The organism is Methanobrevibacter thaueri (assembly GCF_003111625.1).
In the GTDB taxonomy this organism is placed as follows: Archaea; Methanobacteriota; Methanobacteria; order Methanobacteriales; family Methanobacteriaceae; genus Methanocatella; species Methanocatella thaueri.
Genome location: NZ_MZGS01000017.1, coordinates 127,882 through 154,457, shown reverse-complemented (window position 1 = coordinate 154,457; position 26,576 = coordinate 127,882). Strand labels below are relative to the sequence as shown.

Genomic DNA, 26,576 nt, shown 5'->3' with positions numbered 1-26,576 from the left:
CGCATACTGGACAAACAACTGCAAAACATGCCCAAAACACCAAGAATGCTGTGGAAAAAGATACAATAGAATCATAACCGATTATGGAAATCCAAACAAAATAAAAATGCTTAGAAAAATGGAAACACCATGGGCACAAGAAATCTACAAAAAACGATCAAAAACAGCAGAATGGCCATTTGGAAATATAAAACAAAATCTAAAAGTAACAGAATTCAACACAACAGGATTAAAAAGAACACAAACAGAAGCAAAATTACTCGCAATATCACACAATTTAAAACGAATATACAACGAAACAATACAAAACGAACTCATACACCAAAACAACAAACAAAATACCTAAAAATAATAAAAATTAATGCAAAAAAATTTTTAAAAAAAATAATTAATTTTGAGTCGCCCTCAAAAAATAAAAAAAAGTAAATATCTTTACTTTCTAAAACATGAAAACTTCGAGAACAAACAAGACTAGAAGTATCAAAAACGCCAGTCTCATCTTGGTTTGGTTTTCCGCTTTACGGTTGATAAACAGCAATACTGCGATGATTATCAACAAAAGCAAATTGAAAATTTGTAGCGTTGTTATCAAATTCATCTTATCACCTATTTTAATCTTTCAAAAAGTCATTTACAATATTTTGGAATTCCTCAGGCTGTTCTATTATTACCAAATGACCTGCATCATTAATCAGTTCAAATCTGGCGCCGTCTATTCCATCAGCCACTTCACGACCCAATTCAGGCGGGTTGATGCCGTCATATTCGGCACCTATGACCAATGTCTTGCAGGTCACCTTATCGTAATCATTTGAATTGTCGAAATTGGCAAGTGATGCGTCCTCAGCAGCCTTCTCTTCAGCGTTCAATTCATAAGCTTCCTCACCGTTCAACAATTTTAAAATGTCCAATTCCCCACTTTCAACCTTTTCCAAGGATTGTGGAGCTACACTGGCCTTGATGATTACCTGCATCATCTCCTCAGGAGTTACCTGAGTAATGTCAAGATTTGCCTCCTTTAGAAGCCTTGCAACAGAGGATGTCTTTCCATTCGGCTTGGTACAAAGCAGAACCAGATGGTCTATATCATCGCATTTGGCCTCGGCGGCCCTTAGGGCAATGTATGATCCCATGGAATATCCCAAAATATCTACCTTTTCCAGGTTCAATTCCTTGATTATTCCGTGTATGTCATCGGCATGGTCATCGATTGTATATTCCTTAGGGTGTGTTGACTCGCCGTGCCCTCTTGTGTCAATTGTGATTATGCGATAATCGTCCTTGAACATGTCCCTTACCGGATACATGGTTGACTTATCTCCTGTCAATCCATGAATCAGCAATAATGCGGTTTCGCCTTCTTCAGTATCGTCTATGCAGATTTCTATACCGTTCACATCTAAAAACTTTTTCATCATTCACACTCCTCAGTTGCTTTACCATTCCTTTAGGTTTTCAGAGGTCATGTTAACCTTTAAAGGAGTCAGGCTTGGCCTTTTTTCTATCATCAATGCATATCCATCGCTTCCCTCATCATATTCACGGACCAGGTCAGGAGCAATCATGATTAAATCATCGGAATTCTGATTTTCCTGCAATGGATAATTGAATAATTCGGCTTTTTCCTCATCGGTATTGTCTATTACCTTCTTATCAATCATTTTATCTGAAAGCCTAGTAATCTTAACATCTTCGGATTCATAATTGGATGGCACATTCAAATTGAACAGGTCAACACCATCGGGGAATCCCTCCTTGATGATTTTTAAAACGATATCATGCAAGACCCTTTTGGCCAGTGAAAAATCATAATCAAGATACCATTCACCGTTTTCATCTTGCTTGTATGATGTTTTGGGATCCATGAACAATGAAGCGGCAATGGCTGGAATGCCTAAGCTTACCGCCTCAAATGCGGCGCAGACCGTGCCTGATGATGTTATGTCGCAGCTTATGTTGACCCCCTGGTTTATTCCTGTTATCACCAGGTCAGGCTTATCGTCCATCACATACTCCGCACCGACAATCACCGCATCGGCAGGGCTGCCGGAAACGCTATATGCCTCACTTCCATCTTCAAGTTCAACAGTCTTGATTTCCAAATGCTTGAATAAGGTCATACGTCGGCCGACACTGCTGTTGTTCTCATCAGGAGCCACTACAGTGACATTAGCCAAATCCTCAACTGCCTGTTTTGCGGCCAATATTCCGGGTGCAAATACACCGTCATCATTTGATATTAGAATGTTCATAAATCTCAAAACCCTAAAAAGATTATATGATTTAATATCTCTAATCTTTAGTTAAAAAATATTTCTTTAGTTGTTATGTCCACCAATCCTAAATGTTTGTAGGGAAAATCATACAAAATATTAAATAATACTATTTAACATAGTTATTTTTGTGAAATTCAATTAGAAAAGAGATTAAACGGTAGCATGGCAACAAAAACATTAGATACAAAAACAAGGAATTTAATACTAATATTATTTTTGATTGGAGTTTTCATGGGATCTCTCGATACCGGAATAATCGGTCCCGTACTGCCTTCAATTGAGCAAAGCTTTAACCTTACAAGCAGGGAATCAAGTTGGATATTCACGCTCTTCGTCATCTTTTTCATGATTGGATCTCCAGTCATGGCCAAGTTTTCAGACTTCTACGGCAGGAAAAAAATCTTCATCCTTGATGTGATGCTATTTGGAATCGGATCATGCCTAATCGCATTTTCCCTAAACATCGAATCAATATTCTTAGGAAGAATAATCCAGGGATTCGGTTGCGGAGGAATTTTCCCTGTTGCAGGAGCATTCATAGGGGATGCTTTTCCATTGGAAGAAAGAGGAAAGGCATTGGGAATCCTTGGAAGTGTCTTTGGAATTTCAGCCATTGGAGGGCCATTGGTAGGTGCTGTTTTAATCCCATATGGTTGGAACTGGTGCTTTACAATCAACATTCCAATCAGCATATTTCTGATAGTCCTCGCAACATACGTTCTCCCAAATGCCGAGAACAACAGGAAACTGAAGATAGATTATCTTGGAATCTTCATATTGAGTCTGCTTTCAATATTCCTGGCATATGGCCTGAACCAAATAGACTCAAGCAATTTCATAAGCAGCCTATTGTCAATGAAAGTGGCACCGTTTTTAATCCTCTTCATTATCCTAATCCCTATCTTTTTAAAAATTGAAAAACGAGCCGAGGAGTCAATCGTGGCGATAAACATGCTGGAGAACAGGGAAATAAGAATCGCATGTATCGAGACATTATCATATGGAATCATCTACTCCTCAGTAATATTCGTTCCGTCATTGGTCATTCTTTCAATGGGATTGAATGATCAGTTGGCAAGTCTGATGCTGATTCCTATTCTGGGTGCCAATGCAGTTGCGGCCCCAATACTCGGCAAGATTCTGGATTCAACGGGTTCACGTAAGATTATGATGATTGGAACATTGATTTTGACATTCGGCCTGATTGTCATTGCGGTCTATCCTCATAATATGATATTGTTCATAGCGGCAGGATGCCTTATCGGTGTGGGTATGGTGACCATCATCGGAGCCCCTTTGAGATATATTGTCCTAAGCGAAGCCAAACCGACCGAAAGAGGTGCCGGCCAAGCCATTGTCAACATGCTTTCAAGTGCCGGGCAATTGATAGGCGGTGCACTTATCGGTGGTGTAATCGCGTCATTTTCTGGAATTCTGGGTTATAAAATAAGTTTGCTGTTGGCCGCTGTCGTCGCTTTCATCGCATTCCTTTTCACCTTCAGGCTGAAAAATCGTGACGAGCAAATGGAAACGATCAAGTCCAACTTATAATACAATTTCAAAATTTTTCTGGTGCATGCATATTTCGTTGGAACTTTAATTGTTTTTATTGAATAAATATCATAATATTAAAAAGACAATTAATTATTTAATAGTTTTTAAAATTAAAATCAATTATATTAAATGTAAAACTAATTATTAATGCACTTATTTCTTTACGAAAATATTAAAAAAAGTGAGAATAAGGGAAAACCCATTAACTTACAACATCTTCAATTAATTGCTTTTCATTAGCGGAAACGATAATGAGCTTGTTGCCTTGAGTATAAGAGAATAGTGATAAAAAGCCCACATCCTCAAAATAGCCAGTGACATTGTTAATGGTTGACTCATCACCAAAATCCTGCATATAATCTACAGTCAAATTCTTATCATATATGGAAACACTAATTATAATAAAGTCATCATTACATTCAAAGGTTTTTGATTCAGTTACATAATTATATCCTTCATCAGAGCCAGTTTCATTTACAATAGCTCCCTCAACATCTTCAGTGAATCCATCAGGAATAGTGAAATTCATTCCGGATATTGTAATGGTGTTATTGTTCAATGAATCGGTTGAATCCGAAGCGTATGCACATCCAATCATTAAGACAGCAAGAATAGATAAAATAGCGAATATCTTTTTATTCATGAATTTCCTCCTAAACTTAATTACATCAATATAAAGTATTAATATCTGACTATTTAACTTTTTTTCTTATTACCTGAACATATGTTAGTGCGGCGGATATGATAATTGCCAGTAAAGTAGGTCCCAAGACGATGGAATCGAGGTTTACTGTCGATTGGTATACGAGAAAACCAACAAGCCATGAGAATATGTTCCAACACCATGTCCAAATGTCGCTTTCTGATTTGATGAAATAAAATGACACCAACAGTACAGCCGCCATAGGCGCAAACACCGATGCGATGAGATAGAGGAAGTTGACATAATGGTCCATTATTCCTGAAATCGCAAGAAGGGCACTCAACATGCTGATGACCACTCCGGCGATCTTTGGGTTAATCCTGTTGAAAATCGCCTTAGATGATTCACCTGCCGAATTTGCTGCAAGGAAGTTTGTTGTAACTGTTGAAAGCACTACAATGATTATTCCCTGCACTCCAAGGCCTGATATGAGTATTGCCTGTGAAATGCTTGTTGTTCCAAGTCCGACAATCCCTATTCCTATGAAATACATCCACAGGCTTGCAAGTGTGTATGCAACGGCAGACAATGCTGTGTCCTTGATGGGATTTTTAACATCCTTTGTGTAGTCAGAGATTACAGGCAGCCATGAAATCGGCATTGCGATTGAAATCTCGAAGATATTCCAAAAGCCCAATTTTGAAGCTGTGGCCGCAGGCATAGTTGCGAAGGTGTTGCCTGCAAAGAACTTGAATGACAATATCGCAAGCAACAATGTGAGAACAATCATCACAACTGTAGTTATCCTTGAGGAACGCTGGAGGCCAACATAAACCCAAAGGGCAACAAGAATTGCGAGAACTATGCAGACTAGTCCAAATGGAATCTGCAGGTTCAAGCCCATCAAAGCCATTGCTCCCTGAGCATTTAAAACTGCCACCCAAGCCAGCAATTGCGTTACATTGAGTATTGCGAAAAATTTAGATCCGTAATTGCCGAATGTTGAGTTGATGCTCTCCATTGCATTCAAGCGCAAACGTGCACCAATTAGACCTACAAAAAATAGTAATACGCCACCGATGAGGTGGCCAAGAATTAATGGAAACCATAAGGAGTCCACTGCTGAGAGTGACCCTATCTGTATTCCCGCCTCGATTTCTGAAACGGAAATGGCCACTCCAAACCAGATTATGAAATTTGTGAAATGCCCTGTACGATTTTCCATGTTATTCCAACAGATTTCTTTTTAATATTTCTTTAACAAATCATATAATTCGGGAATTGCCTGTTCAAACTTGACCCCGTATTTATGATTTTCATCGCCGATTGTCTTTTCAATTGCTATTTTGGTGAATTCACCGGCAATTTTGGAAGCTGATGTTGGAGATTTGCCTATCATGGTTGATCCGACAAATGATGATGCAAAAACGTCTCCAGTTCCGTGGGATACATAATCGACCTTGTCATTGTAGACTATTTCCACGGTGGATTCCTTCTTGTCCAATACAATCATTCCAAGCTGGCTGTCCTCATGCTCATATCCCTTTAGGATTACGTATCTTTTTGTGAAATCCGCAAGCTCTTCAGCCATTTCAAGCATTTCCTCTTTTGTGAAGCTTTCCTTCCATGGCTTGTGCAATATGTAGCATGCCTCTGTTGTATTCGGAAGGATATAATCCCCCACTTTACAGAGCTCCCCCATCTGGTCTGCAAATTCCTGGTCAAATCCGTTGTAGAATTCACCATGGTCTGCCATGGCAGGGTCAACGAATACCAGTCCTTCGGGTTTCAGTCTGGAATCTATTATGTCCTTGATGTAGTCTAGTTGTTCTGCTGATGCAATGAATCCTGTATATATGGCATCGAAATCAATTCCTTCGCTTTCCCAATGTTTCCTGATGGCTGGAAGGTCTTCTGTCAAATCCCTAACAGTGAAATCAGTAAAACCTGAAGTATGTGTTGAGAGAACTGCTGAAGGAAGAACGGCAGTTTCTATTCCAAAAGCAGAAACAACCGGTAGCGCCACGGTTATTGAGCATTGCCCAAAACAGGATATGTCTTGAATAGTCAATATTTTTGTATCGTTCATTTTCTTACCCGAATATTTTCAATTAATTAATAGATATTTTTAATGTTTTCAAGTATTTATGACTTTTTATATGAATAATGAATTAAATGAATTCTATTTAAAAATATTTAATCTTAGAATTCTGTTTAATTTTAATTCATAATTCTAATGGATTCATTTAAAATCCATATCACTAATTTATATAATGTACTATATAAAACTTTGTAGTACTAAAATGTACAAGATTCATATAAATTTTTAAATATTACTATAAAAAGAAAATAACATGAAGGTGATTATTATCAAAAAAATTGGCATTATTGTGATATTCCTCATTTTGGCGTTATCACTCACTTGCGTTTCTGCAAATGAGATAACCAACGAAAGCCAGGACAATACGTTAAAAGTTTCCGAGGATATTGACAATCTGAAGAGTGAAAGCACACAGGACCAACTGTCCAGCGCCCAACTGGAATTGGATAACGATGCTGATAAGGAAAACATCAATCTTGGCGATGAGGTAACCTGGATTGTGACCGCTCAAAACTTCGGTCCCGACACCGCTAAAAACGTTAAAGTATATGATAAATTACCGTCCGGCCTCAAATATGTGAAACACACCACAACCAAAGGAACCTTCGATCCAGAAACCGGAATATGGGACATAGGTGACTTGAAAGTCAGCGACGGCATGGTCACATTAAAAATCACAACAGTTGCCGAAAGCACCGGCGAGAAAATCAATAAGGCATACCTTACAAGCGACAATTGCGATGACATCTATGAAGAGGAAGAGATAGACGTCTTCGCCCAAAAGGTTTCCAAGGACATTCGCACCGCTTCAGCCACAATGCATGAAACCGGAAATCCGATATTTTTAGCTTTAATAACATTGTTCATGCTTTGCGCTCCAGCATTCAAGCGCAAATAATCTCTTTTTAAAAAAATAAGAAGAATGGAGTGGTACCCCATTTAATTTTAAAATTAAAAATTTTTTTTAGCTGATTTGGGTAACTTTTATCGGAAGACTGTACAAATCAAGGTCAATGTCGTATGATCCTGTATTGAAATTATGGTCAAAGTCCTTGCATAGTCTTAATTTTACATCCACCGATGAAGCATTCTTCATAGCATCAACCGTATCAACAATACCTGACTGAGTATATTCCTCAAAGGCATAATCGCATTTGATAACAAGAACGTCTGAACCATTCTCCAGGCTGGCTGTAACGGCGGAATTGTTGACAAACAAGAATTCATCGGTGTCCAATTCAAAATCATCCATGGCTATATCATCATGCTTAACGATATATTTCAAATCTTTTTTGAACATGTCAATTGTATAATTGGAATCACTTCCACAATCCATCTCATAGAGCTTATCCACATCAAACTTGAATGTTGCTTTAAGGTACCATGGTCCCCAGTAAGCTGCTTCCGCATATTCACCTGTGCCCTCATAGAAATATGCATAACTTGAACTTTCATAAGGTTCGCTATACTTCAGATTAATGGATGACTTAATCAGCGCATCCTCAGCGGTTACCGGTTCAGAATATGTATCGTCGGTATCAGTGGTATTTCCAGACAGAAAATCGAATAATCCTGCACTGACACAGCTGAGTGACACTAATGCTATTGTTAAGATTAGCAAAATTGTTAAAACTTTTTTAAAATTCATTATAAACACCATACTTATATTTATTTAAAAAAGCATATAAGCGAGGTAAAGAGAAATATTTAGTTAAACAATCTTTAAAAAAAGATAAAAAAAGGAGTGATTTGTTTAAATCACTTCAAAGCTGAGAAGATTAATGCTGTTTGAAATCAGTTTAGGATCATCATCAATTTCCTCGGAGAGCTTTGTGGTTATGTATTTCTTGTTGTCATCCGGGAAAACTGTGGCAATCTTCAAATCATCACTATCCATCAAGACGCTGGCCAGGAAGTTAGCCCCGCTGGAAATTCCAATTCCCAAACCGAATTCCTTTGCCAATCTTTTGGACATGTTGATTGCGTCGCAGTCATGGATTAGAACAATGTCATCAATCAGGTCCTCATCGACAATTCCAGGAATGAAGTCATCGCCTATTCCCTCAATGAGGTGGTCTCCCTCTTCCATTCCCATCTTGAGTATTGAAAGTGTGGATGGCTCAAGGGCAAACACCTTGGAATCAGGATTGTGGTCCTTCAATCTTTTACCGACACCCATAAGTGTTCCGCCGGTGCCTATTCCTGAAACGAAAGCGTTGACATCAGGAACCTCATCGATTATTTCCTGACCTGTTGTCATATACTGCGCTTCGACATTCAAGTCATTGTCAAATTGGAGTGGCTTATATGCGCCGATTTCATCTGCAAAATCGTCAACAAGCTCCAAGGCTTTTTTAAACCCTCCATCTTCCCTTGATACAAGGTGAACATGAGCGCCATACATTTCAATGAGCTTTCTTCTCTCCAAAGACACCCAATCAGGCATGAAAATATGGACCTCATGGCCAAAAAGAGCACCTATGGCACTGAAAGCGATTCCAGTATTTCCGCTTGTAACCTCGATAATGGGCTGGCCGTCACTTAATTTGCCATTCTCTTTTTCTTTTTGAATAATATATAAAGCTATCCTGTCTTTAATACTGCCAGAATAATTGTAAAATTCAAGTTTTGAATATATGCTGCCTTGCTTTCCTTCATATTCATAATTAATCTTTATCATTGGCGTATTGCCAACCAACTTTTCAATATTCATAACATTCAATCCAATCCAATAATATAACATTATTATATTTGTAATTTAATTATAAAATACTTTTTACAAAAAAATATCAACTGCTGAAACGTGCCTTAATCCAATGCATCAATAGCCCTAATCAATTCCAGCATGTGTTCGTCCTTAACGTCCTGTGTTGCAAAGCTATATTCCTCAAAGTAAAATGAAGGAACGCCATTTTCATTCAATGGTATTGTCAAAAAGGGTCCGCTGGTGGTTGTGTCTGGAGAGTAATAGTCTATGTCCGGACAATTGCCTGCAACTTCCTGTGCATATTTCACGCCCAAACCGTCATTGACCGGGCTGAAAACAAATGTCTTGTATGGATATGCGCCAATATTTGAATGAACATCAATTGCCATCTTGTAATTGCCTTCCGCAATTTCCGGATAAACGTACTTGTATGCCAGGTTCTGTCCGTTTTGCCTTCCTGGATTTTCATAATTGTCCAGACCGTCGCCGTAATATCCCACATCCTCAGTTACATTGATTATATATAAATCATAACAGTGGCTGAGGCCTGTCATGTTCGGCAACATCCTGACCAATGTTTCATGTGTCAAATGCTCCAATGGATGAACCCCAACAACATAGGCTATCTTTTCCCCATCAGGATTTCCAATGTTTCTAATCACGTCCACGGTGCCAGGATCATTAGGGTCATCGGCCAATGTTTCCCTGTATGTGATTTGGTCATTGCCAGCTTGGCTTTCAAGTGTCGTTATAATCAGAAAGCTGAAAGTCAATATTATTATCAGCAATGCGACAATTATAACGTGTTCCTTTTTTATCATTTCTATAAGTCGTAGTGTATGTTATGCAATTTATACAGGCAAACTGAACTGCTTGATGGGAAAGTGTAAATCATGTAATCCAGTTCCTCAAGGGTAATCTTCTTGTTGATGATGAATGCAAACATGTTAGCGACATTTTCCGCTTCGGCAGAATATATTTCGGCACCAACAATCTGCAGGTCCTTATCAACAATGACCTTTGCCTCTGCAGTCTTGTCATTTTTTAAAACGGGAGCGTATGATTTGCCGTATTTTATTTGATGAACCTCATATTCATCGCTTTTCTCGGCAACATATGCCGGAACGCCGACAGTTGCTATTCTAGGAATTGTATACGCAACGGCCGGAACCGCAGGATATGTAATCTCATCCGCTTCGCCAAGTATTGCCTTTGCAAGATATTTGGACTGGTGTATTGCGACTGTCACGAGCTTGGCTATTCCGGTATCTGCAACATCCCCAACAGCGTAAATGTTTGGAACATCTGTTTGAAGATATCCGTTTACCTTTATTCCGCTTCTGGTGCTTGTAATGCCAACATTTTCAAGTCCTATTCCTTCAACATTGGCTTCACGACCCATTCCTGCAATGACATAGTCTCCCTTAAGACTCAATCCGCTTTCACATTTGACGGTAAAAGCATCTTTATATGCCTTGTTGTTCACTTTCGCTTCAGGATCCCTCAGTTCTTCATCAGTGTTTACGCCTTTGCTAACATTATGGATTCTTTCTTCTGGATTTTCGATTTCAACACTGCTCAATACTTCAGTCACTGTTTCATTAAAATGGAAGCGTATGTTCTTTTCCTTCAGTATCTCTATAATCTTCTGGACGTAAGGCTGGTGGAAATATTTCAATGCCATGTTCCCCCTGATGACAACATCGGCACTACGGCCTGCCTCTGCAAGAATTGAGGCGAATTCCATTCCAACGAATCCAGCACCGATTATGATGGTGTGCTCAGGAAGCTCCGCAATGTCCAAAAAGTCTGTACTGTCATGGAGATATTCCTTACCAGGTATGTCCGGAATGACCGGCTTTAGGCCTGTCGCTATTACAATCTTATCGGTTGTGAATGTCTCATCGCCGACCCTGACGGTATGCTCATCAACTATCATTCCCCTTCCATGAGCCACATCCAAATCGTATTCATCGAACTTGCGGTCCAAAAATGAGGACATTCCCTCAATGACATTATGCTTATGCTTCATTAGGCTTGGCCAGTCAACTTCCAGGTTTCCTGCCTTTCCAACACCTTCAAAGTTATCCGCCAATGCCTTTACCTCATAGGGAGAATCGACAATTGCCTTTGAGTTGCAGCCTCTGTTTGCACATGCCCCACCGTAAAGGCCTTGCTCTATTATCAATATCTTAAGGCCAGCTTTCCGTAGGAAGCGTCCTCCTTGCCAGGATGCGTTTCCACTTCCTATATAAATTACATCATAATCCATAATGTTTTTCCTCCTTTTTTAATTTCAATGTAATATGTATATCTTTCAACAATTAATTATTTAAAAGTTAATTTTAATAATACTTTTAAAGGTGAAAACATGGAAAGAAACACTAAAATAATTATCATAATATTGGCTTTGATAGTTATTGGTGGAGCCATATTTCTTGAAACTCAAAATTACAATGAGATAGAATACACAACCCTTGGCAATACCAGTATCGGAACTGTTGAAGTTGGAATTTCCGGAAATGAAAATGCCACAAAATGCATAGCATTGATTACAGGAATCCATCCAAGGGAAGAGCTCTCCATTGATCCTGAGATTGAAGCGGCAAAGCAATTCGGTAACGATGACGTCAAGATTATCCATTATAAGGTTACAGTGACTCAGAACCCTGAAGACTACAATGAGGGTAGGGCCAATGGCGAAAGCCTCGTTCATGACTACGTCAATCCTCATGTGACCACATCCGATGCCGATGCGGTAATAATAAGCCATTCCCACAATCCGACTTACGGTGAGGGATTCTATCTGGCAACTCCCGAAATGGACAGTGCCTCTGTTGATATTGCAAAGAAAATCAGCGAGACCAGCGATTTCAATTATTATCCTGTAACCGGTAACGAAACCTACAAGTCAACTTCAGCCGTTTTGGTGTCCAAGCCAATTGCACAGGCAGGATACCCTACATTCGTTTATGAGATTCCTGAAGACATATGGGAGATGACCTCAACTGATAAGACAAAAGAGCTTTTCGGTTTAATTTCTAATTATATTGATTGAAATGAGAGATTATTTGGACATAAACAATAACGGCCAGGCAACATTTAAGGTGTCAATGACTTCCAAAGCGGAGCATTTGCTAAAAGAGAAACGCTTTGATGAGGCACTGGTTGAAATTGACCGGATATTGAAAGATGATGAGGGTTATGAGAATCTGAATCTCAAGGGAATAATATTGGATAACCTTTCAAGGTACGGCGAAGCGATCGGATGCTTTAACAGGGCTTTGGAGCAGAACGATTCAGAAGAAATCAAAATGAATAAAGCAAATTGCTTGTATAAATGGGCCAAAATTAGCTTTTTCCCTGAAGGCAATTACGATAAGGCCCTTGAATTAATAAACAGCGGGATAACTACAATTTCCGACAGTGAGGATTCATCCGAATTCTACTTTTTGAAGGCTGAAATTCTAGAGGCATTGAATGATCTTGTCGAATCCCATAAGGCATATCTGATTGCATATGGGGAATTTGAGAGGCTGGAGGAATTTGAAAAGCAGACCGATTATCTGCAGAACACCACAGACACTTTAATCAATATTGTCGGATGTGACTTTTACGGCTACACCCCTGAAAGCGGCAGCATCGTCGATCTGGTCAGGGATGAGGAAAATGAGCATGACAGCGATGCCGTTGCCGTTGTTGTCAGTGATAAAACAGTCGGATATGTTGCCAATAGCGATTATACCTTGATTGATGAGGTCAAAAGTGCCAGCAGCATTAAAAATATGCTTTCAGATGATCAGAAAGCCGAAATTTTGTTCATTTATCTGGGCGAGTATGTTATTGCAAAGCTAATCTAAAATTTAGGTATGCCTAAAAATTTATATATGATTAGATTGCAATATATTATCGAGGAACAAAATGAGAAAATGGAGGTCAATTATGATTATCGGAATTGAAAATCTGAAAGAAAAAATAAAAGATAAAGAAGACTCAGAATAATCTGACTTTTCTTTTCTTTAAACCTCAATGAAATTATATTCTCTCTTTTTGAAAATCAAATTTTTAAACGACCATCAAAATTCAAGCCAAAACAATCTTTTTTTATCTCAACATTGATTATTAATTTAATTTTGAAATAAGTTTAATGTTTCAAAAATAACTGTTTCATTAGAAACAATTATATATAAATAAAACGAAATCTATTATCAGGTGATATGATGGTAGAAGAAAGTTTTCAGGCAATAACCAAAAATTCTCCATTCATCGCATGGATACATAATTTATCCTTAAACCAACAAAAATATCTTAAATCACAGTTTAAAGACTTGAAACTGGGCCATGACGTGAGATATGTAATGTTCATCTATGACAATCCCAACTGTTCACAGGAAGACATTGCAAACATGTTCAGCCAAAGCAAGGGCAACATTGCCAAAGTCCTAAAGAAACTGGAGGATTTGGGATACGTTAAAAGAGAAATCGACCCCAACAATCGCAGGAAATACATGTTGAATGTGACTGAGAAGGGTCAGGAATTGGTTCCGGAATTCCGTGAAGTCTCAAGACAATGGGAAAGAGAAGTGGGAATAACCGATTCCGATGACGAATTGAAAGAAAGAATAAAGGAAATTGCAATAAATGCAATGAACCTCATTGAGGAGAAATGATCATGAAATTTGATACAGAGACATCCGTTGTTATCGTATCGTTTCTCACATCATTCTTTGCGGTTTTCCTATCTGCAGGCATAGTCATAGGGGTGCCATCCATCGCAAGCGACTTTGCAATGAACAATATCGTTCAAAATTGGATAATCACCATTGCTTTGCTTGTTGTAGCTGTGTTCACGCTTCCAGCAGGACAGATTTCAGGGAAATTCGGTGTAAAAAAGGCCTTAATGGCAGGAGTTCTGGTTTTCGTCTTTGCTTCCATAGGAGCATGCCTATCATTTTCTACAGAATCATTCCTATTTTTCAGAGTAATTCAGGGTATCGGAGGAGCATTTTCTAATGTTGCTGCAATGGCAATGGTCGTGCAGGCCATCAAGCCTCAAAACAGAGGCAAGGCTCTCGGATTTACTGTGACTGGAGTTTATCTGGCAGGATCACTGTCCCCTGTAATATGCGGATTTTTGGTTTACAACTTCGGTTGGAGATCAATGTTCTACTTCACAATACCATTTTTCGCAATTTGTATTGCATTAATGATGTGGAAAATTCCGGGAGACTGGAAAACATATGAAAACGATAAAATTGACGCAATAGGCTATCTGATATACGGAATAGGTATTTTACTGTTCATTTATGGATTTACAAGCTTGATGAATTTCATGGGTCAAGTCTGCGTACTCATTGGTTTCATTCTATTAATTGCCTTTGGATATTATGAGACTAAAGCGCACAGTCCTGCATTCAATATGAGATTATTCAAGAATATGAAGTTCACTTCCTCAAATGTTGCTGCTTTATGCAGTTATCTTGCAATAGCTGCACTAACAACAATCTTAAACTATCATTTCCAATATGTCAGAGGATGGAACGCCCAAATGTCAGGCCTTATCTTGATAGTTACACCAATTATTATGGCAATAATGGCGCCAAATTCAGGAAAACTGTCTGATAGAATACATCCTCAAAAGTTAGCGGCTATTGGAATGTCAATTGCAACTGTGACACTTTTGATTCTGATATTCCTTGATGCAAACACTCCACTCTATCTTATAGTTGTGGCAATGATTTTGCAGGGTATCGGTATGGGACTGTTCACCACTCCAAATACAAATGCAATCATGAGTTCCGTTCCTCCAAAGGAGACTCCGAATGCTTCAGCGGCACAATCCGCAATGAGGACCATCGGTCAGACCATGAGCCTTGGTTTGCTCACTCTTGTATTTGCATGGGTTATGGGCAGTTTAAAACTATCTTCACAGTATGCGGATATGATTGTTCAAAGCTCCCAGATTGTATGTATAATCTGTACAATCATTTGTATTATAGCAATATTCGCTTCCCTAGTTGGAATAAAATCCAAAGATGAATTCAATACAGAAAAATCAGGTTAACAATTAAAATTATTATAAAAGAGGGTTAGTTATGAAATTCGATTTAGAAACAATTGTAGTATTCGTATCATTCATTACATCGTTTTTTGCGGTGTTTTTGTCAAATGGTATTATAATTGGTGTTCCGGCAATTGCACAGGATTTTGCAATGAACAATGTCATTCAAAATTGGGTGCCAACAATATTTTTCCTTGTCGTTGCGGTGTTCACCGTTCCGGCAGGGCAGATTTCAGGTAAATTTGGAGTTAAGAAATCACTTCTTGCGGGCATTATCGTATATTTGATAGGATCAATAGGTGCGGTATTGTCATTCTCAACCGAGTCCTTTTTAGTATTCAGGATTATGCAGGGCGCCGGTGTGGCATTCCTGAACGTATCCGCAATGGCAATGGTGGTTCATGCTGTAGCTCCTAAAAACAGAGGAAAGGCTTTAGGGTTTACAGTCACCGGAGTGTATCTGGCAACATCACTGTCTCCTGTAATATGCGGATTTTTAGTGCATAACCTCGGATGGAGGTCAATGTTCTACTTCGTTATTCCGTTTTTAGTTTTATGTATCATACTGATGATTACAAAAATACCTCAAGAATGGAAGACCTATCAAGATGACAAGATTGATAAAGTGGGTTCTATACTGTATGGCATAGGAATTTTATTTTTCATCTATGGATTCACTAGTTTGATTACAACACCTGGTAAAATATTAACCGTTCTTGGAATTATCTTGCTAGTAATCTTTGGTGCATATGAGCTAAGGCAAAAATCCCCAGTGTTCAACATGAATCTCTTCAAGAACAAGAAGTTCACATCATCAAACATCGCCGCACTATGCAGCTACATTGCGGTGATGGTCGTGACAACAATATTGAACTACCACTTCCAGTACGTGCGCGGATGGGATGCCCAGATGTCCGGAATGATATTGATCATTACCCCAATCATCATGGCAATCATGGCGCCGAACGCAGGAAAGCTGTCCGACAAGATACACCCACAGAAACTGGCAGCATTGGGAATGGGAATAGCAACCGTCGCATTGCTGATATTGACATTCCTGACAGGAAAAACACCATTGTATATGGTAATAATTGCGATGATTCTTCAGGGTATCGGAATGGGACTGTTCTCAAGTCCGAACATGAACGCAATCATGAGTTCCGTTCCGCCAAAGGACGCCCCTACAGCTTCAGCATCACAGGCAACAATGAGAACAATAGGCCAGACCATGAGCTTAGGTCTTTTGACATTGGTATTCGCCTGGATAATGGGCAGTCTGGAACTTGCCCCTCAATATGCGGGCATGATCGTGCAAGCGTCACAGATAATCTGCGGAATCTGTACCGCCGCATGCCTACTTGCAATATTCGCCTCACTTGTAGGCGTGAAATCAAAAGACAAATTCAACACAGGAAGATAATTGGTTAGATTAATTCTAATCAATTCTTTACTTTTTTTTAAATACTTTGAAATCATAATATTAATTGATGAACAAGAAAATAATTTTTGCTTTAATAGCTATCATCATATTGGCTATTTTTGCATATGGAATATATTACGTGAATGATTTCTATCATGCCGATAAAGATGTAGAAAGTTATTTGAATGGCACTGATGACGTTAAAGTTATTCAAACCGGTAACGGATTGCTTCTAGATGGGCCCGGCAATGACACCGCATTGATATTCTATCCTGGCGCAAAAGTTGAATACACTTCATATCTGCCACTATTTACACAGTTGTCACATGAGAATGTCGATTGCTTCCTGGTTGAGATGCCGTTCAACCTTGCATTGCTGAATGAAAATGCCGCAGATGACATAATGGACAATTACAACTACACAAAATACTATATTTCAGGACATTCGCTTGGAGGGGTGGTTGCGTCAAATTACGTGAACCATACCAACAAAACAGACGGACTGATACTCCTTTCAGGATATCCGACAGTAAAAATTGAAAAGCCTGTCCTTTCAATCTATGGAAGTGAAGACAAGGTATTGAACATTGAAAAATACAACGATTCAAAATCTCTAATGGACAATCTTACCGAAATCATTATCAAAGGTGGAAACCACGCCCAAATTGGAAATTACGGACCTCAGGAGGGTGACGGCATAGCCAAAATAACACCGGAAAAACAGCAAGACGAAATAAGAAAGGCCATTCTTGAATTCATTGATTAAGTTTAAAAGCTTTTCAAAACAATAGATTAACATGGAAATAACTGCAAGTGAAATGAAAAAATCAATCGAAAAAATTTATCGCCGTTTGGATGAAGTAACACCGGTTGATTTTGATTGTGGAAAACTCTGCGGAGAGGTATGCTGCGTATATGATGCCGAGGATTACAGAAACGAGGAATTGGCACTATACCTGCTTCCAGGTGAGGAACTGATGTATGAGGACAGCCCGGAATTTGACCTCTACTATATAGATTCATCAGAAATAAAGTATCCTCATTCATGGAAAGGGCAGATCTACCTTGTAAAATGCAGGAATCCTCCTGAATGCGACAGGTCAATCAGACCAATCCAATGCAGGACATTTCCATTGATACCTCATTTGAATAAGCAAGGGGAATTCCATCTGATTTTTGATGAAAGCGAGTTTCCCTACAAATGTCCAATAGTGCATGACCATATCAAACTGAACGATGAATTCGTTAAGGTGACATATGAGATATGGTTGATGCTGATGCAAAATCCATTGGTTTATGATCTGGTTGACATGGATTCAAGAATGAGAGACAACAGAAAAACAGATTATGAAGTGGTAATATGAAATACAAGCTAATTATATTGGTATTGGCCTTCTTCCTATTAATCAATGCAGTAAGCGCAATAGACTCATCAAACTGGACAACAGCCAAAGTTGGATATGAAACCTTCAAGATACCTCCAAAATACGAGAATCCCTACAGCAGCGACTTTCATATGTATGAGTTCGATGAGGACATTGACGTTTTCACCATCCGCTATGTTAATCCAAGAATAATGGATTTATATGGATATTACCTGGAGCGAAACGATTTTAAGAAGGTTAAGGTTGCAGGACATGATGCGGTTCACTTCACAAGCTATGACAGACATGACGAAAAAAACAACTCAAAACTATGGTTTTCGGCAGGTGAGGAATTCTACTATATCGCATGGAGAGGCACCAATATTACACCAACAATCAAGGAAGTCGTTAAAAGCGTCAGCAAGTCCAAATATTCACATGATGAATTTTATGAAATCCTCAATGAGGAATATCAAAACTATAAGACTGTCAATTCAATTGAATCACAAAGATATGATTACCCAAGCTCCGATAGTGGCCATCATTCATTTGTGTCATTTGGAAGCAACGGTTTCAATTATGGAATTATGACTTAGCTCATAATTTCCAATCTATTTCTTTTATTTTATTCTCTTTTAGATAACCATTTGCTAATTTAAAGTGATTGCATCCCAAAAATCCCCGTCTTGCAGAAAAAGGGGAAGGGTGTGAAGTTATCAAGACCAGATGATTTTCATTTGTAATCAGTTCCTTTTTCTTTTCGGCCTGCTTGCCCCACAATAAAAACACTATTGGCTGGTCCTGCCTGTTCAATATTCTAATCACATTATCCGTGAATGTCTGCCATCCGCATTTGCTGTGGGAGTTTGCATTGCCATCCTCAACTGTCAATACCGTATTCAGCAGGAAGACACCCTGCTCTGCCCATTTTTCAAGACATCCTGAAGTTGGTATGGGATAATCATATTCAGCATTGATTTCCTTGAAGATGTTCTTGAGGGATCTTGGAATCGGCCTGCCTTCAGGTGTGGAAAATGCAAGCCCATGGGCTTGGCCTTCCTCATGATAAGGGTCCTGACCTAAAATAACCACCTTAACGTTGCTTAATGGTGTGAGTTTAAATGCATTGAATATCTCATCGTATGGAGGATATATAGTCTTAGATGAATACTCCTCATCGATAAAATCCTGAATCTTTAAAAAATAGTCCTTTTTGAATTCTTCACTTAAAGCAAAATCCCAGTCATTGCCTATCATGGAATTTAATTTGTCGCTTAAGTTATATTATGTTTACTTTAAAAAAATAGAAAAAAAAGAATAGAAATTAGAATTCAATTCCTGTATAAATACCGTTAAGGTGGAAGGATTTTGTATTCCAATTAGCTACACTTCCTAATGAATTTCTTGAACTAGTAGCATCTGCAATAGTCCATTTTCCATCAATTAACACTTGCGCCCATACGTGGCCGTATGTACTTCCACTTGAAAATGTACATGATCCATGGACGTATCTGGCAGGGAGATTAGCGGTTCTGAACATAGCTACAAGCAAATGAGTATGGTCCACACAGTTACCTTTCTTAGCGGTTAATGTGCCTACTGCCCCATATTTAGTATTATAATAGAAACTGTATGCAGTATTGTCTCTAACATAGTTAAATATGGCTTTAGCTTTAGCGCTGTCACTTGACAATCCCTTAATCAATGAATTTACAATATCTTTGATTTTGGCATTACCCACTTGACAATTCTTAGTGGATTTCAAGTATTTTGCTAAATTAGTATCTGTGTTTTTCTCATTTAATCCAGTACCAGATTGGGAACTAGTTGAACTAGTTTTAAATGTTACATAGGATGGTAAACGTTTATTTGATTTATAAAATGCCAATATTCTTGAGAATGAATCTATTAACTCTGAGTAAATGATTTTTCCAATTGCGGATGATCCATAGTTTGGAGCTTGCTTGTTGGTACTGATGTAAGTAACAATGTTAGCAGCCAATTTAAGATAATTTTCCTTGGTCAAATCTTTATTTATGTCATCTCCTGAAGGGGAACTAGGTTCCGCAACATCATGAAGAACAGACACATCGTTAGTTTTTGAGTTTCCAAGCTCTTTAATAGCCTGACTCATCATATACAAGAATTCAGGTGTTGTAAATGTAATGCCTCCTACCACAACGGTGGTTGGAATCTTATTGTTCGCTTCAATGTATTTTTTCACATTGTTTGAAGCGGTAAGAATATTACTTAAAGACATTGTAGTTACCTTGGTAACTGAAATGTTTGTACCGTTGGTGGTTCCGAGATTATCATTATCACCGTTGTAGCTGTATGTCAGGGTTTGTGTTCCTGGCCTTAATTCAAAACTGAATTTAGCTATACCGTTTGAGGTGGTAGCTGAGTAAGTTTTTGAATTGTATGTCAATTTAACGGTTTGACCGGAAATGGCCCTGTTAGCTGAATCGGTTAATTTGACACTTACGGTTTGGGTTCCTTGCTTAACTGAACTGGCACTTGCCCAAGTTAGTTTGGACGGGGTTCTTTCCTTAACAGTGATAGCGATTGATTTACTTATTGAACTGATTTTAGACTCGGCCTTGTTTTTGCATGTAATTGTGTATTTGCCGATTTCCAAACCAATCGGAAGTGAAATCATACCCTGACTATCAGTTGTCTTGGTATAAGTTGTGCCGTTTAAAGTCAAAGTGACTTGTTTTTTAGCCAAAGGAACGCTTCCTGATTGTAATGCCACCTTAAACTGTGTGCCTGCACCGTAACCAAAAGTGGTTGTGCTTTTTACCACGAACTTTGGAGTCTTGCTTGGTATAATTGTGACTTTGCTGGTTGTGGATGAAGCTTTGTAATATCCGCTTTTTGAGAATGTGTACTTCACGGTGTATACTCCGGCCTTGAGTGAAGGCAATTTAAGTTTGGCAATACCCTTAGCATTTGTAGTTGCTTTGTAAGTTTTACCATTTACTTTAAATTTGATTACTTTGCCTTTAGGCGGTGCGTAACCAAATTTATTAAGTAATTTAACTTTTATAGTTTTTGAATCACTTTTTAGAAAAGTGTAATCACTTGCAGTTAATGATGTTTTTGTAGATTTCACTACTTTAACCGTATTAACCTTAGTTAATCCATCAGTATTATAAGAAGTAATTTTATAAGTACCTTTCTTAAGAGAAGTCAATGATAAACTTGCTTTACCCTTACTGTTGGTCTTAACGGTGTATTTCTTTCCATTGATTTTGAATTTAACTTTTTTATTAGCTAAAGCCTTACCATTACTTTTTAAAAATGTAGCAGTGAATTTTCTACCATCCAGATAGACTTTGCTGATGTCAGTTGAAGTAATGGTGGATAATATCTTAAATGTAGTGGTTAATGAATAACCTGTTTTAGGATTGGTTGCAACAACCTTGTATGATCCTGGTTTAAGATTTATATCCATGGAAATTTTACCGTTACTATCTGTCCTTTTAGTGTAGCTTTTGCCGTTTACAGTTATCTTAACGTTAACGTTAGATAATGCATTGCCATAGCTATCTAAAAAAGTAGCAGTGTATTTTGTACTTCCCTTATAATATTTTGTAACATCTTTTGAAGTAATAGTTTTGGATACATCAATTGTTGAATTTGATGAACCGTTTCCGTCACTTGTCAAAACATTACTTTCCTCTGTGTTAGTTGATAAAGTATTTGAATTTTCAGATCCTAAAACATCCTCTGAGGAACCGTTATCAACATTGGATTCATATGAACCTTGTGCCGAATCATCACTATTGAGTGAAATTGATTCATCGATTTCAGTGGAATATGAATCTGTAACATTTATTTCACTTGCTGATATAGCAGTGACTGAAAAGATTACAACCAATGCCAATAACATAGTGATTAATAATTGTCTATTCAAAATAATTTACCTCCTAAATTATTCTTTTCACAAATCGTGGGAACTTAATCCCACTACAAATAAATTTATTTAAAAAATCTTATATAAACCTTTTTATTTTCTATATCGCTTTAAATGACTTTAATTTTTAAAAATAAGCTTAAAAAATCATTAAAAATTAATGTTATTTAACAAAGTATTTAAATAACCCTATAAAAAACAAAAATGAGTTAAGATAATAATTAAAGTAATTAAACTTATATAAAGTTAGAATAATAATTAGAATGATTATTATATAAAATAACATATAGTTTAAGGCTATTTGAATTTAAAACATTAAATTAATAGCAATTATAGTTAAAAATAAGATATTAAACTTAAAAAATGGGAAAATAAAGAATAATAATAGGATTTTATTTTTCGACCACTGTTTTTCCGCTCATGTGTTCAATCGTGATTTCAAAAACCTCTGTTCTATGCAGCAATCTCTCGATTTCACTGACGGTTTCATCATGAGTCGGGAAGAATTTGTCACCCAAGTGTGTCAGCTTCTCAACCTTCTCATCATCATCGGTCAATGTCCTGATTCTGCCGAAAACTATTACGCTCCTGAAGGTGTATGACCATCCGTCATCATTTTTAACACCCTCATCAAAGACACAGTATGAGACCTTGTCGTGTTTTTTTACTGCATCATTCTTGTGGCCTTGCATTGCACCGTGAAAATAGATTTTTCCATCGACATATACATGGCTCATCGGAAGCGCATAGGGGTAATCGTAATCTCCCAGAAGCGCCAAAACTCCACGGGGTTCACTGGTCAATATCTCTTCACATTCCTCTTTTGAAAGCATCTGTCCCAAACGGCGCATTTTTCTAAACATATTATTATATTAGTCGTCACCTATAAAAATAGTATCATGTCTACATTAACATTCAGAGATGCAACAGAGGATGATGTTGCCTTGATTTTGGAGTTCATTCGCAAGCTTGCCGATTATGAGCACAGACTGGACGAAGTCATTGCAACCGAGGATGAATTGAGAAAATGGATTTTTGAAAAGAAACAGGCGGAAGTGATATTTGCCCTTGAGGACGGCAAGGAAATCGGCTTCGCATTATTCTTCCTAAGCTTTTCAACATACATATCAAACGTTAACCTGCACCTTGAGGATCTCTTCATAGACCCTGAATATCGTGGCAAGGGATATGGTAAGGCCTTGCTTAAAAAATTAGCTAAAATAGTCGTTGACAGGGGATATGGCAGGTTTGAATGGACATGTCTTGCCTGGAACAAGCCCAGCATAGACTTTTACCTGTCTTTGGGTGCAAAACAAAAGGACTGGAACGTTTTCCATTTGACAGGTGATGAGTTAAGGGACTTAGCTAATGATTAGCTAAGCCAAAATCTTTTTTTAATATATTAATTGAAGATTCCGAACAGAACAAACAATATGAATATTGCAATCAGGCACACGCAACATGCCCAGTATACTGATAAGTTATTTTTTTGAGGGGCATCATGATTTTTTATGGCCGTAGGCCTTACAGAATACTTTTCCACGTTATCATATACATCGCCGAGCTTAACCGCTACCCAAAATGACCTTAAAATTGAAATCAGCATCAATATGAATACAACACCATAAAGAGGATTGGCAATATGCTCATAATATGTGAAAATAACGGAAAAAGCCCATGGGACTTCATACATTATCCCCTCCAGAAACCAATTTTTATTATCGTGCCTGAAACCAATGAACAGAAATCCAAATCCATTCAACATTGGGATAAATGAAAGAAGCACCCACCAGGATCTTAAAATCTTATCAGTAACATTCATATAATTAACCCATATTCATTTAGTTAATTAAATTATCATTGCTTGTCTCTATTTTTGCAATAACCTTCTGGCCGTCTTCAGCCATGTCTGAGAACATGTCAATTGTTTCCTTCATTTGAGGCAATGCTTGCTCCTTATATGTGCTTACATCCTCAATTGCCTGAAGGGCTTCTGCAAATGAAGCTTTCAATACTTCAGGGGAAATCATTGTTTCAGCGCTGTGCCTTTGAATCTCACTGCCTTGTTCCTTAAGCATGTGGGAAGTGGATTCAATGATGTTTTCAGTTGTCTGGTTCAAAATGTTGATTTTTTCCATGACGATTTTCTGATCATATAATGCGCTTGCAACCATGACACCGGTTCTCAATGCTGAAACTGTAACGTTTTGAGCTCTTTTAACTCCACGAATCAGTTCCTTGTTGTTACGTCTAATCACATTAAGGGAAACAATACCCTGTTGGTTTACAACAATCATTTGCTGCATATCCATAATCCTTTGCCTTAATGGAAATAGGATTTCTTCCTTGACAAATGAGATTTTCTCTTCATCAACGCCTTCGATTTCGGCTGTTTGTATTTGTGCCTCGATTGACGCATCCATCTGTTTTCCGAGTTCAATGTCTGCCAGAAGCTTATTGGTAACTTCCCTTAGGTAGTTTTCCTCATTCAACAAGGTGGTGTTGTCGTTTTGTAGCACTTTGCTGCTTTTGTCAAGAGACTCTACAATTTCTGAAATTGCCACTTCGGCCTTTTGATATTTTGAGAAATATTTTCTAACAGGATTCACCAGGTTTCCGAGAACGCCTTTCTTTGCAAAATCGACTTTGCTTGGATCCAAATCCTTCATTTGACTGTTCAATTCAAGCAATTTTTCACTGATATTGTCAGCTTCCTTGCCTCCTTTGGTCAAGTCAACGAATCTTGTTGCTAGAATTTCATTGTGTGAAGCGGATTTTGACATTTCATTCAAACCGAAATTGTCTAACGGTTTTAATATATTTTCCCTTTCCTGAGGATTATTCAAATCAGTGTCAAATATAGCAACCGCATTTGCTTGTGCCTGGTCTTTTAAATTTGAATTTTCTAATTTTTCTTCTTCCTCTTTAAGGCTTGTTTCGACATCTTTTTTAATTTCATCTACATCAAGTGAGAATTCAGCCATATTATCTCCTCTTAATTTAAGTAATCAATTTTATTAGTATCAATTTTTTCTGTATAAGTATCAATGACTTTTCCGTCTTTCATTATTTCAACAGTCACGTGGTCCGGATCAGGCAATTTGTATGTTGTGTAATAACCGAAGCTTAACGGATAGTATGAGTCATAGTAGACATTGTCAAGTGTCTCGGTTTCATGACCTATCTTTGCGTCTTTTGAATCATAATAGGTTGTCTTGATATTGTATCCGTCCAGTTTATCCGGCACCTTATTGAATATTGCTTCAGTGTATAATGTGTAACTCATTTTATCGTCGTCTGAATCCCATCCTCCGACACCAGTAATTGTCAAATCTACATGTTCGGCATCGTCAACAGGATTATTTGGAGTCGGATTGTTTCCTGTCATGGCTATGACGGCCAATCCCACAATTACGACAATTGCTATTATCACCAGAAATATCTTACCGTTGGAAAAGATGCTGTTCACTTCTGAATTGGCACCTGCCTTTTGGAAGCTATATCCGCAATCCATGCAGAATTTCGCATCATCCGGCACTTCCTTTCCACATTTTGGGCAACTTTTACTCATGAGAATCACCTAATATTCCTTTACAGAATCAATTAAGTTTTCCATATCGTTCAATAGATTTTTAACCTCTTCACTTGAACCGGTTTCATTACTGATATTGATCACCAGCTCATTTGTCAGGTTTTCTATATAATCAATTATCTTCTGCATCGCATCAATCTTATTGTTGATTTCACCTTGGACCCTTGGAGTGTCCTCAGCTGCCAGATGAATGATGTTAGTTGCTGCATCGGCCTGATTATAGAACATCTTGTGTGAAGAGTCTATTATAGCAATGAATCTGTCATATGTTATCTGCGGAGGAGCAAATCGTTTTTTAATCAAATCCCTAACCACTCCCTCCTTGATGTCAAAGAGGACCTTCAGGTTATTGATTTCATTTTCATATCTCTTCAATGATGGAACACCCATGTCCACATCAACGGAATCATGAATTGAGCCGGTTTTTCCGACGTTATCTGATTTGGGCCTTTCCTGCCTTTTGGCATTACTTCCAAGATAATTGTTCAGATTGAAAACGCGATACATGTATATCAATGGAATGATGGCCAAAATCAGAATCAGGAGCATCCCATACTTGTTTCCAGTGCTCATCATCACAACACTGCAGCATAGCAGTATCACATAATAAAGTGCTGAAATCCATATGAGATTATCATGAATAAGCAATGCGTCAGACAAATTTCCAAAACCGTTTTTTAACCTGACTTTTGAAGCCGCTTTTGATTTGGGAGCGTATTTCAGGATTTCATCATCTGATAGAATGCCCTCTTTGGGTTCTATGACATATCCCACTTCATTAATGGTTTCAATGCAGTTGATGATGTTGCCCTCACTATCATAGGCGTTCAATTTATCAAAAGTTAAAGGAGTGGTCAATCGTTTAATCTCAAGTGCTTTAGAATTATCGGTAGGCATTATTCACTTCCTCAACAGTCAGTGAAAATATATTTAGATGTA

General features: G+C 38.0%; 29 protein-coding genes. 12 read left to right on the top strand and 17 right to left on the bottom strand.

Going from position 1 to position 26,576, the window contains the following annotated elements:
* Positions 1-346: transposase (locus tag MBBTH_RS03850; protein ID WP_207773328.1), on the top strand; the 346-nt coding region annotated here is incomplete at its 5' end.
* Positions 347-439: 93 nt separating this feature from the next.
* Here MBBTH_RS03850 and MBBTH_RS10880 read toward each other — a convergent pair.
* From MBBTH_RS10880 to surE, 3 genes are read right to left on the bottom strand one after another with little or no spacing between them, the layout of a single operon-like run.
* A complete protein-coding gene (locus MBBTH_RS10880) occupies positions 440-598 on the bottom strand; it encodes a hypothetical protein (protein ID WP_165814023.1) in 159 nt (52 codons plus the stop codon).
* Between the two features lie 13 nt (positions 599-611).
* Complete coding sequence (locus MBBTH_RS03845) at positions 612-1,418, bottom strand: alpha/beta fold hydrolase (RefSeq protein WP_116591738.1); 807 nt, start codon at positions 1,416-1,418, stop codon at positions 612-614.
* A gap of 18 nt (positions 1,419-1,436) precedes the next feature.
* Positions 1,437-2,252: a 5'/3'-nucleotidase SurE gene (gene surE / locus MBBTH_RS03840; protein WP_116591737.1), complete on the bottom strand. Its 816-nt coding sequence runs from the start codon at positions 2,250-2,252 to the stop codon at positions 1,437-1,439.
* A gap of 186 nt (positions 2,253-2,438) precedes the next feature.
* Between surE and MBBTH_RS03835 the strand changes: the two genes are divergently transcribed.
* Complete coding sequence (locus MBBTH_RS03835; RefSeq protein ID WP_116591736.1) at positions 2,439-3,827, top strand: MFS transporter; 1,389 nt, start codon at positions 2,439-2,441, stop codon at positions 3,825-3,827.
* Between the two features lie 205 nt (positions 3,828-4,032).
* Here MBBTH_RS03835 and MBBTH_RS03830 read toward each other — a convergent pair whose 3' ends face one another.
* From MBBTH_RS03830 to MBBTH_RS03820, 3 genes are read right to left on the bottom strand one after another with little or no spacing between them, the layout of a single operon-like run.
* Positions 4,033-4,473, bottom strand: coding sequence for a hypothetical protein (locus tag MBBTH_RS03830; RefSeq protein WP_116591735.1), 441 nt, complete (start codon positions 4,471-4,473; stop codon positions 4,033-4,035).
* A 49-nt stretch (positions 4,474-4,522) separates the two neighbouring features.
* Positions 4,523-5,698 carry a cytosine permease gene (locus MBBTH_RS03825; RefSeq protein ID WP_116591734.1) on the bottom strand — a complete coding sequence of 392 codons (1,176 nt, stop codon included), beginning with the start codon at positions 5,696-5,698 and terminating at the stop codon, positions 4,523-4,525.
* Positions 5,699-5,719: 21 nt separating this feature from the next.
* Entirely contained in the window at positions 5,720-6,562 is an 843-nt protein-coding gene (locus MBBTH_RS03820; RefSeq protein WP_116591733.1) for a pyridoxamine kinase, read from the bottom strand.
* 265 nt (positions 6,563-6,827) lie between these two features.
* Here MBBTH_RS03820 and MBBTH_RS03815 point away from each other — a divergent pair, with 265 nt between their 5' ends.
* Positions 6,828-7,472 carry a DUF11 domain-containing protein gene (locus tag MBBTH_RS03815; protein WP_116591732.1) on the top strand — a complete coding sequence of 215 codons (645 nt, stop codon included), beginning with the start codon at positions 6,828-6,830 and terminating at the stop codon, positions 7,470-7,472.
* Positions 7,473-7,538: 66 nt separating this feature from the next.
* Here MBBTH_RS03815 and MBBTH_RS03810 read toward each other — a convergent pair whose 3' ends face one another.
* The 4 genes from MBBTH_RS03810 to MBBTH_RS03795 form a co-directional block, all read right to left on the bottom strand.
* Complete coding sequence (locus MBBTH_RS03810; RefSeq protein ID WP_116591731.1) at positions 7,539-8,222, bottom strand: hypothetical protein; 684 nt, start codon at positions 8,220-8,222, stop codon at positions 7,539-7,541.
* 105 nt (positions 8,223-8,327) lie between these two features.
* Positions 8,328-9,287, bottom strand: coding sequence for a PLP-dependent cysteine synthase family protein (locus tag MBBTH_RS03805; protein ID WP_165814022.1), 960 nt, complete (start codon positions 9,285-9,287; stop codon positions 8,328-8,330).
* Positions 9,288-9,382: 95 nt separating this feature from the next.
* Complete coding sequence (locus tag MBBTH_RS03800; protein ID WP_116591729.1) at positions 9,383-10,102, bottom strand: hypothetical protein; 720 nt, start codon at positions 10,100-10,102, stop codon at positions 9,383-9,385.
* A 2-nt stretch (positions 10,103-10,104) separates the two neighbouring features.
* The gene (locus MBBTH_RS03795) at positions 10,105-11,553 is read right to left on the bottom strand and encodes a dihydrolipoyl dehydrogenase family protein (RefSeq protein WP_116591728.1); all 1,449 of its coding nucleotides are present in this window, start codon (positions 11,551-11,553) and stop codon (positions 10,105-10,107) included.
* A gap of 99 nt (positions 11,554-11,652) precedes the next feature.
* Here MBBTH_RS03795 and MBBTH_RS03790 point away from each other — a divergent pair, with 99 nt between their 5' ends.
* From MBBTH_RS03790 to MBBTH_RS03755, 8 genes are all read left to right on the top strand, one after another.
* Positions 11,653-12,339 (top strand): hypothetical protein, encoded by a 687-nt coding sequence (locus MBBTH_RS03790; protein ID WP_116591727.1) that lies wholly within the window; start codon positions 11,653-11,655, stop codon positions 12,337-12,339.
* Position 12,340: 1 nt separating this feature from the next.
* A complete protein-coding gene (locus MBBTH_RS03785; protein ID WP_116591726.1) occupies positions 12,341-13,141 on the top strand; it encodes a hypothetical protein in 801 nt (266 codons plus the stop codon).
* Positions 13,142-13,501: 360 nt separating this feature from the next.
* Positions 13,502-13,951 carry a MarR family winged helix-turn-helix transcriptional regulator gene (locus tag MBBTH_RS03780; RefSeq protein ID WP_165814021.1) on the top strand — a complete coding sequence of 150 codons (450 nt, stop codon included), beginning with the start codon at positions 13,502-13,504 and terminating at the stop codon, positions 13,949-13,951.
* 2 nt (positions 13,952-13,953) lie between these two features.
* Positions 13,954-15,345: an MFS transporter gene (locus tag MBBTH_RS03775; RefSeq protein WP_116591724.1), complete on the top strand. Its 1,392-nt coding sequence runs from the start codon at positions 13,954-13,956 to the stop codon at positions 15,343-15,345.
* A 31-nt stretch (positions 15,346-15,376) separates the two neighbouring features.
* The gene (locus MBBTH_RS03770; protein WP_116591723.1) at positions 15,377-16,762 is read left to right on the top strand and encodes an MFS transporter; all 1,386 of its coding nucleotides are present in this window, start codon (positions 15,377-15,379) and stop codon (positions 16,760-16,762) included.
* Positions 16,763-16,829: 67 nt separating this feature from the next.
* Positions 16,830-17,528 carry an alpha/beta hydrolase gene (locus MBBTH_RS03765; RefSeq protein WP_116591722.1) on the top strand — a complete coding sequence of 233 codons (699 nt, stop codon included), beginning with the start codon at positions 16,830-16,832 and terminating at the stop codon, positions 17,526-17,528.
* 31 nt (positions 17,529-17,559) lie between these two features.
* On the top strand, positions 17,560-18,126 hold the full coding sequence (locus tag MBBTH_RS03760) for a hypothetical protein (protein ID WP_116591721.1): 567 nt from the start codon (positions 17,560-17,562) through the stop codon (positions 18,124-18,126).
* On the top strand, positions 18,123-18,722 hold the full coding sequence (locus tag MBBTH_RS03755) for a hypothetical protein (protein WP_116591720.1): 600 nt from the start codon (positions 18,123-18,125) through the stop codon (positions 18,720-18,722). Before MBBTH_RS03760 ends, MBBTH_RS03755 begins: the two co-directional genes overlap by 4 nt.
* Before the next feature lies 1 nt (position 18,723).
* Here MBBTH_RS03755 and ung read toward each other — a convergent pair whose 3' ends face one another.
* The 3 genes from ung to MBBTH_RS03740 all read right to left on the bottom strand — a co-directional run bounded on the left by ung (position 18,724) and on the right by MBBTH_RS03740 (position 22,908).
* On the bottom strand, positions 18,724-19,383 hold the full coding sequence (gene ung / locus MBBTH_RS03750; protein ID WP_116591719.1) for a uracil-DNA glycosylase: 660 nt from the start codon (positions 19,381-19,383) through the stop codon (positions 18,724-18,726).
* A 67-nt stretch (positions 19,384-19,450) separates the two neighbouring features.
* The gene (locus MBBTH_RS03745; protein WP_133241938.1) at positions 19,451-22,045 is read right to left on the bottom strand and encodes a transglutaminase domain-containing protein; all 2,595 of its coding nucleotides are present in this window, start codon (positions 22,043-22,045) and stop codon (positions 19,451-19,453) included.
* A gap of 392 nt (positions 22,046-22,437) precedes the next feature.
* Positions 22,438-22,908 carry a pyridoxamine 5'-phosphate oxidase family protein gene (locus MBBTH_RS03740; protein WP_116591717.1) on the bottom strand — a complete coding sequence of 157 codons (471 nt, stop codon included), beginning with the start codon at positions 22,906-22,908 and terminating at the stop codon, positions 22,438-22,440.
* A gap of 36 nt (positions 22,909-22,944) precedes the next feature.
* On the opposite strand from MBBTH_RS03740, the gene MBBTH_RS03735 reads away from it, so the two are divergent.
* Positions 22,945-23,421 (top strand): GNAT family N-acetyltransferase, encoded by a 477-nt coding sequence (locus MBBTH_RS03735; RefSeq protein ID WP_207773327.1) that lies wholly within the window; start codon positions 22,945-22,947, stop codon positions 23,419-23,421.
* A 26-nt stretch (positions 23,422-23,447) separates the two neighbouring features.
* Here the strand turns inward: MBBTH_RS03735 and MBBTH_RS03730 are convergent, their stop codons facing one another.
* From MBBTH_RS03730 to MBBTH_RS03715, 4 genes are read right to left on the bottom strand one after another with little or no spacing between them, the layout of a single operon-like run.
* Positions 23,448-23,867, bottom strand: coding sequence for a hypothetical protein (locus MBBTH_RS03730; protein WP_116591715.1), 420 nt, complete (start codon positions 23,865-23,867; stop codon positions 23,448-23,450).
* 19 nt (positions 23,868-23,886) lie between these two features.
* A complete protein-coding gene (locus MBBTH_RS03725; protein WP_116591714.1) occupies positions 23,887-25,029 on the bottom strand; it encodes a toxic anion resistance protein in 1,143 nt (380 codons plus the stop codon).
* A gap of 11 nt (positions 25,030-25,040) precedes the next feature.
* Positions 25,041-25,616 (bottom strand): zinc ribbon domain-containing protein, encoded by a 576-nt coding sequence (locus tag MBBTH_RS03720; protein ID WP_116591713.1) that lies wholly within the window; start codon positions 25,614-25,616, stop codon positions 25,041-25,043.
* Positions 25,617-25,625: 9 nt separating this feature from the next.
* The gene (locus tag MBBTH_RS03715) at positions 25,626-26,534 is read right to left on the bottom strand and encodes a hypothetical protein (RefSeq protein ID WP_116591712.1); all 909 of its coding nucleotides are present in this window, start codon (positions 26,532-26,534) and stop codon (positions 25,626-25,628) included.
* Between the last annotated feature and the right edge of the window lie 42 nt (positions 26,535-26,576).

Excerpts from the sequence above, each read along its gene's own strand:
- MBBTH_RS03820 (WP_116591733.1), bottom strand. The coding sequence starts at position 6,562 with ATGAACGATACAAAAATATTGACTATTCAAGACATATCCTGTTTTGGG.
- MBBTH_RS03735 (WP_207773327.1), top strand. The coding sequence starts at position 22,945 with ATGTCTACATTAACATTCAGAGATGCAACAGAGGATGATGTTGCCTTG.
- MBBTH_RS03800 (WP_116591729.1), bottom strand. The coding sequence starts at position 10,102 with ATGATAAAAAAGGAACACGTTATAATTGTCGCATTGCTGATAATAATA.
- MBBTH_RS03760 (WP_116591721.1), top strand. The coding sequence starts at position 17,560 with ATGGAAATAACTGCAAGTGAAATGAAAAAATCAATCGAAAAAATTTAT.
- MBBTH_RS03845 (WP_116591738.1), bottom strand. The coding sequence starts at position 1,418 with ATGATGAAAAAGTTTTTAGATGTGAACGGTATAGAAATCTGCATAGAC.
- MBBTH_RS03740 (WP_116591717.1), bottom strand. The coding sequence starts at position 22,908 with ATGTTTAGAAAAATGCGCCGTTTGGGACAGATGCTTTCAAAAGAGGAA.
- MBBTH_RS03765 (WP_116591722.1), top strand. The coding sequence starts at position 16,830 with ATGAACAAGAAAATAATTTTTGCTTTAATAGCTATCATCATATTGGCT.
- MBBTH_RS03730 (WP_116591715.1), bottom strand. The coding sequence starts at position 23,867 with ATGAATGTTACTGATAAGATTTTAAGATCCTGGTGGGTGCTTCTTTCA.
- MBBTH_RS03830 (WP_116591735.1), bottom strand. The coding sequence starts at position 4,473 with ATGAATAAAAAGATATTCGCTATTTTATCTATTCTTGCTGTCTTAATG.
- MBBTH_RS03720 (WP_116591713.1), bottom strand. The coding sequence starts at position 25,616 with ATGAGTAAAAGTTGCCCAAAATGTGGAAAGGAAGTGCCGGATGATGCG.
- MBBTH_RS03790 (WP_116591727.1), top strand. The coding sequence starts at position 11,653 with ATGGAAAGAAACACTAAAATAATTATCATAATATTGGCTTTGATAGTT.
- ung (WP_116591719.1), bottom strand. The coding sequence starts at position 19,383 with ATGATAGGCAATGACTGGGATTTTGCTTTAAGTGAAGAATTCAAAAAG.
- MBBTH_RS03795 (WP_116591728.1), bottom strand. The coding sequence starts at position 11,553 with ATGGATTATGATGTAATTTATATAGGAAGTGGAAACGCATCCTGGCAA.
- MBBTH_RS03755 (WP_116591720.1), top strand. The coding sequence starts at position 18,123 with ATGAAATACAAGCTAATTATATTGGTATTGGCCTTCTTCCTATTAATC.
- MBBTH_RS03810 (WP_116591731.1), bottom strand. The coding sequence starts at position 8,222 with ATGAATTTTAAAAAAGTTTTAACAATTTTGCTAATCTTAACAATAGCA.
- MBBTH_RS03770 (WP_116591723.1), top strand. The coding sequence starts at position 15,377 with ATGAAATTCGATTTAGAAACAATTGTAGTATTCGTATCATTCATTACA.
- MBBTH_RS03815 (WP_116591732.1), top strand. The coding sequence starts at position 6,828 with ATGAAGGTGATTATTATCAAAAAAATTGGCATTATTGTGATATTCCTC.
- MBBTH_RS03805 (WP_165814022.1), bottom strand. The coding sequence starts at position 9,287 with ATGAATATTGAAAAGTTGGTTGGCAATACGCCAATGATAAAGATTAAT.
- MBBTH_RS03825 (WP_116591734.1), bottom strand. The coding sequence starts at position 5,698 with ATGGAAAATCGTACAGGGCATTTCACAAATTTCATAATCTGGTTTGGA.
- MBBTH_RS03780 (WP_165814021.1), top strand. The coding sequence starts at position 13,502 with ATGGTAGAAGAAAGTTTTCAGGCAATAACCAAAAATTCTCCATTCATC.
- MBBTH_RS03835 (WP_116591736.1), top strand. The coding sequence starts at position 2,439 with ATGGCAACAAAAACATTAGATACAAAAACAAGGAATTTAATACTAATA.
- surE (WP_116591737.1), bottom strand. The coding sequence starts at position 2,252 with ATGAACATTCTAATATCAAATGATGACGGTGTATTTGCACCCGGAATA.
- MBBTH_RS10880 (WP_165814023.1), bottom strand. The coding sequence starts at position 598 with ATGAATTTGATAACAACGCTACAAATTTTCAATTTGCTTTTGTTGATA.
- MBBTH_RS03715 (WP_116591712.1), bottom strand. The coding sequence starts at position 26,534 with ATGCCTACCGATAATTCTAAAGCACTTGAGATTAAACGATTGACCACT.
- MBBTH_RS03785 (WP_116591726.1), top strand. The coding sequence starts at position 12,341 with ATGAGAGATTATTTGGACATAAACAATAACGGCCAGGCAACATTTAAG.
- MBBTH_RS03775 (WP_116591724.1), top strand. The coding sequence starts at position 13,954 with ATGAAATTTGATACAGAGACATCCGTTGTTATCGTATCGTTTCTCACA.
- MBBTH_RS03725 (WP_116591714.1), bottom strand. The coding sequence starts at position 25,029 with ATGGCTGAATTCTCACTTGATGTAGATGAAATTAAAAAAGATGTCGAA.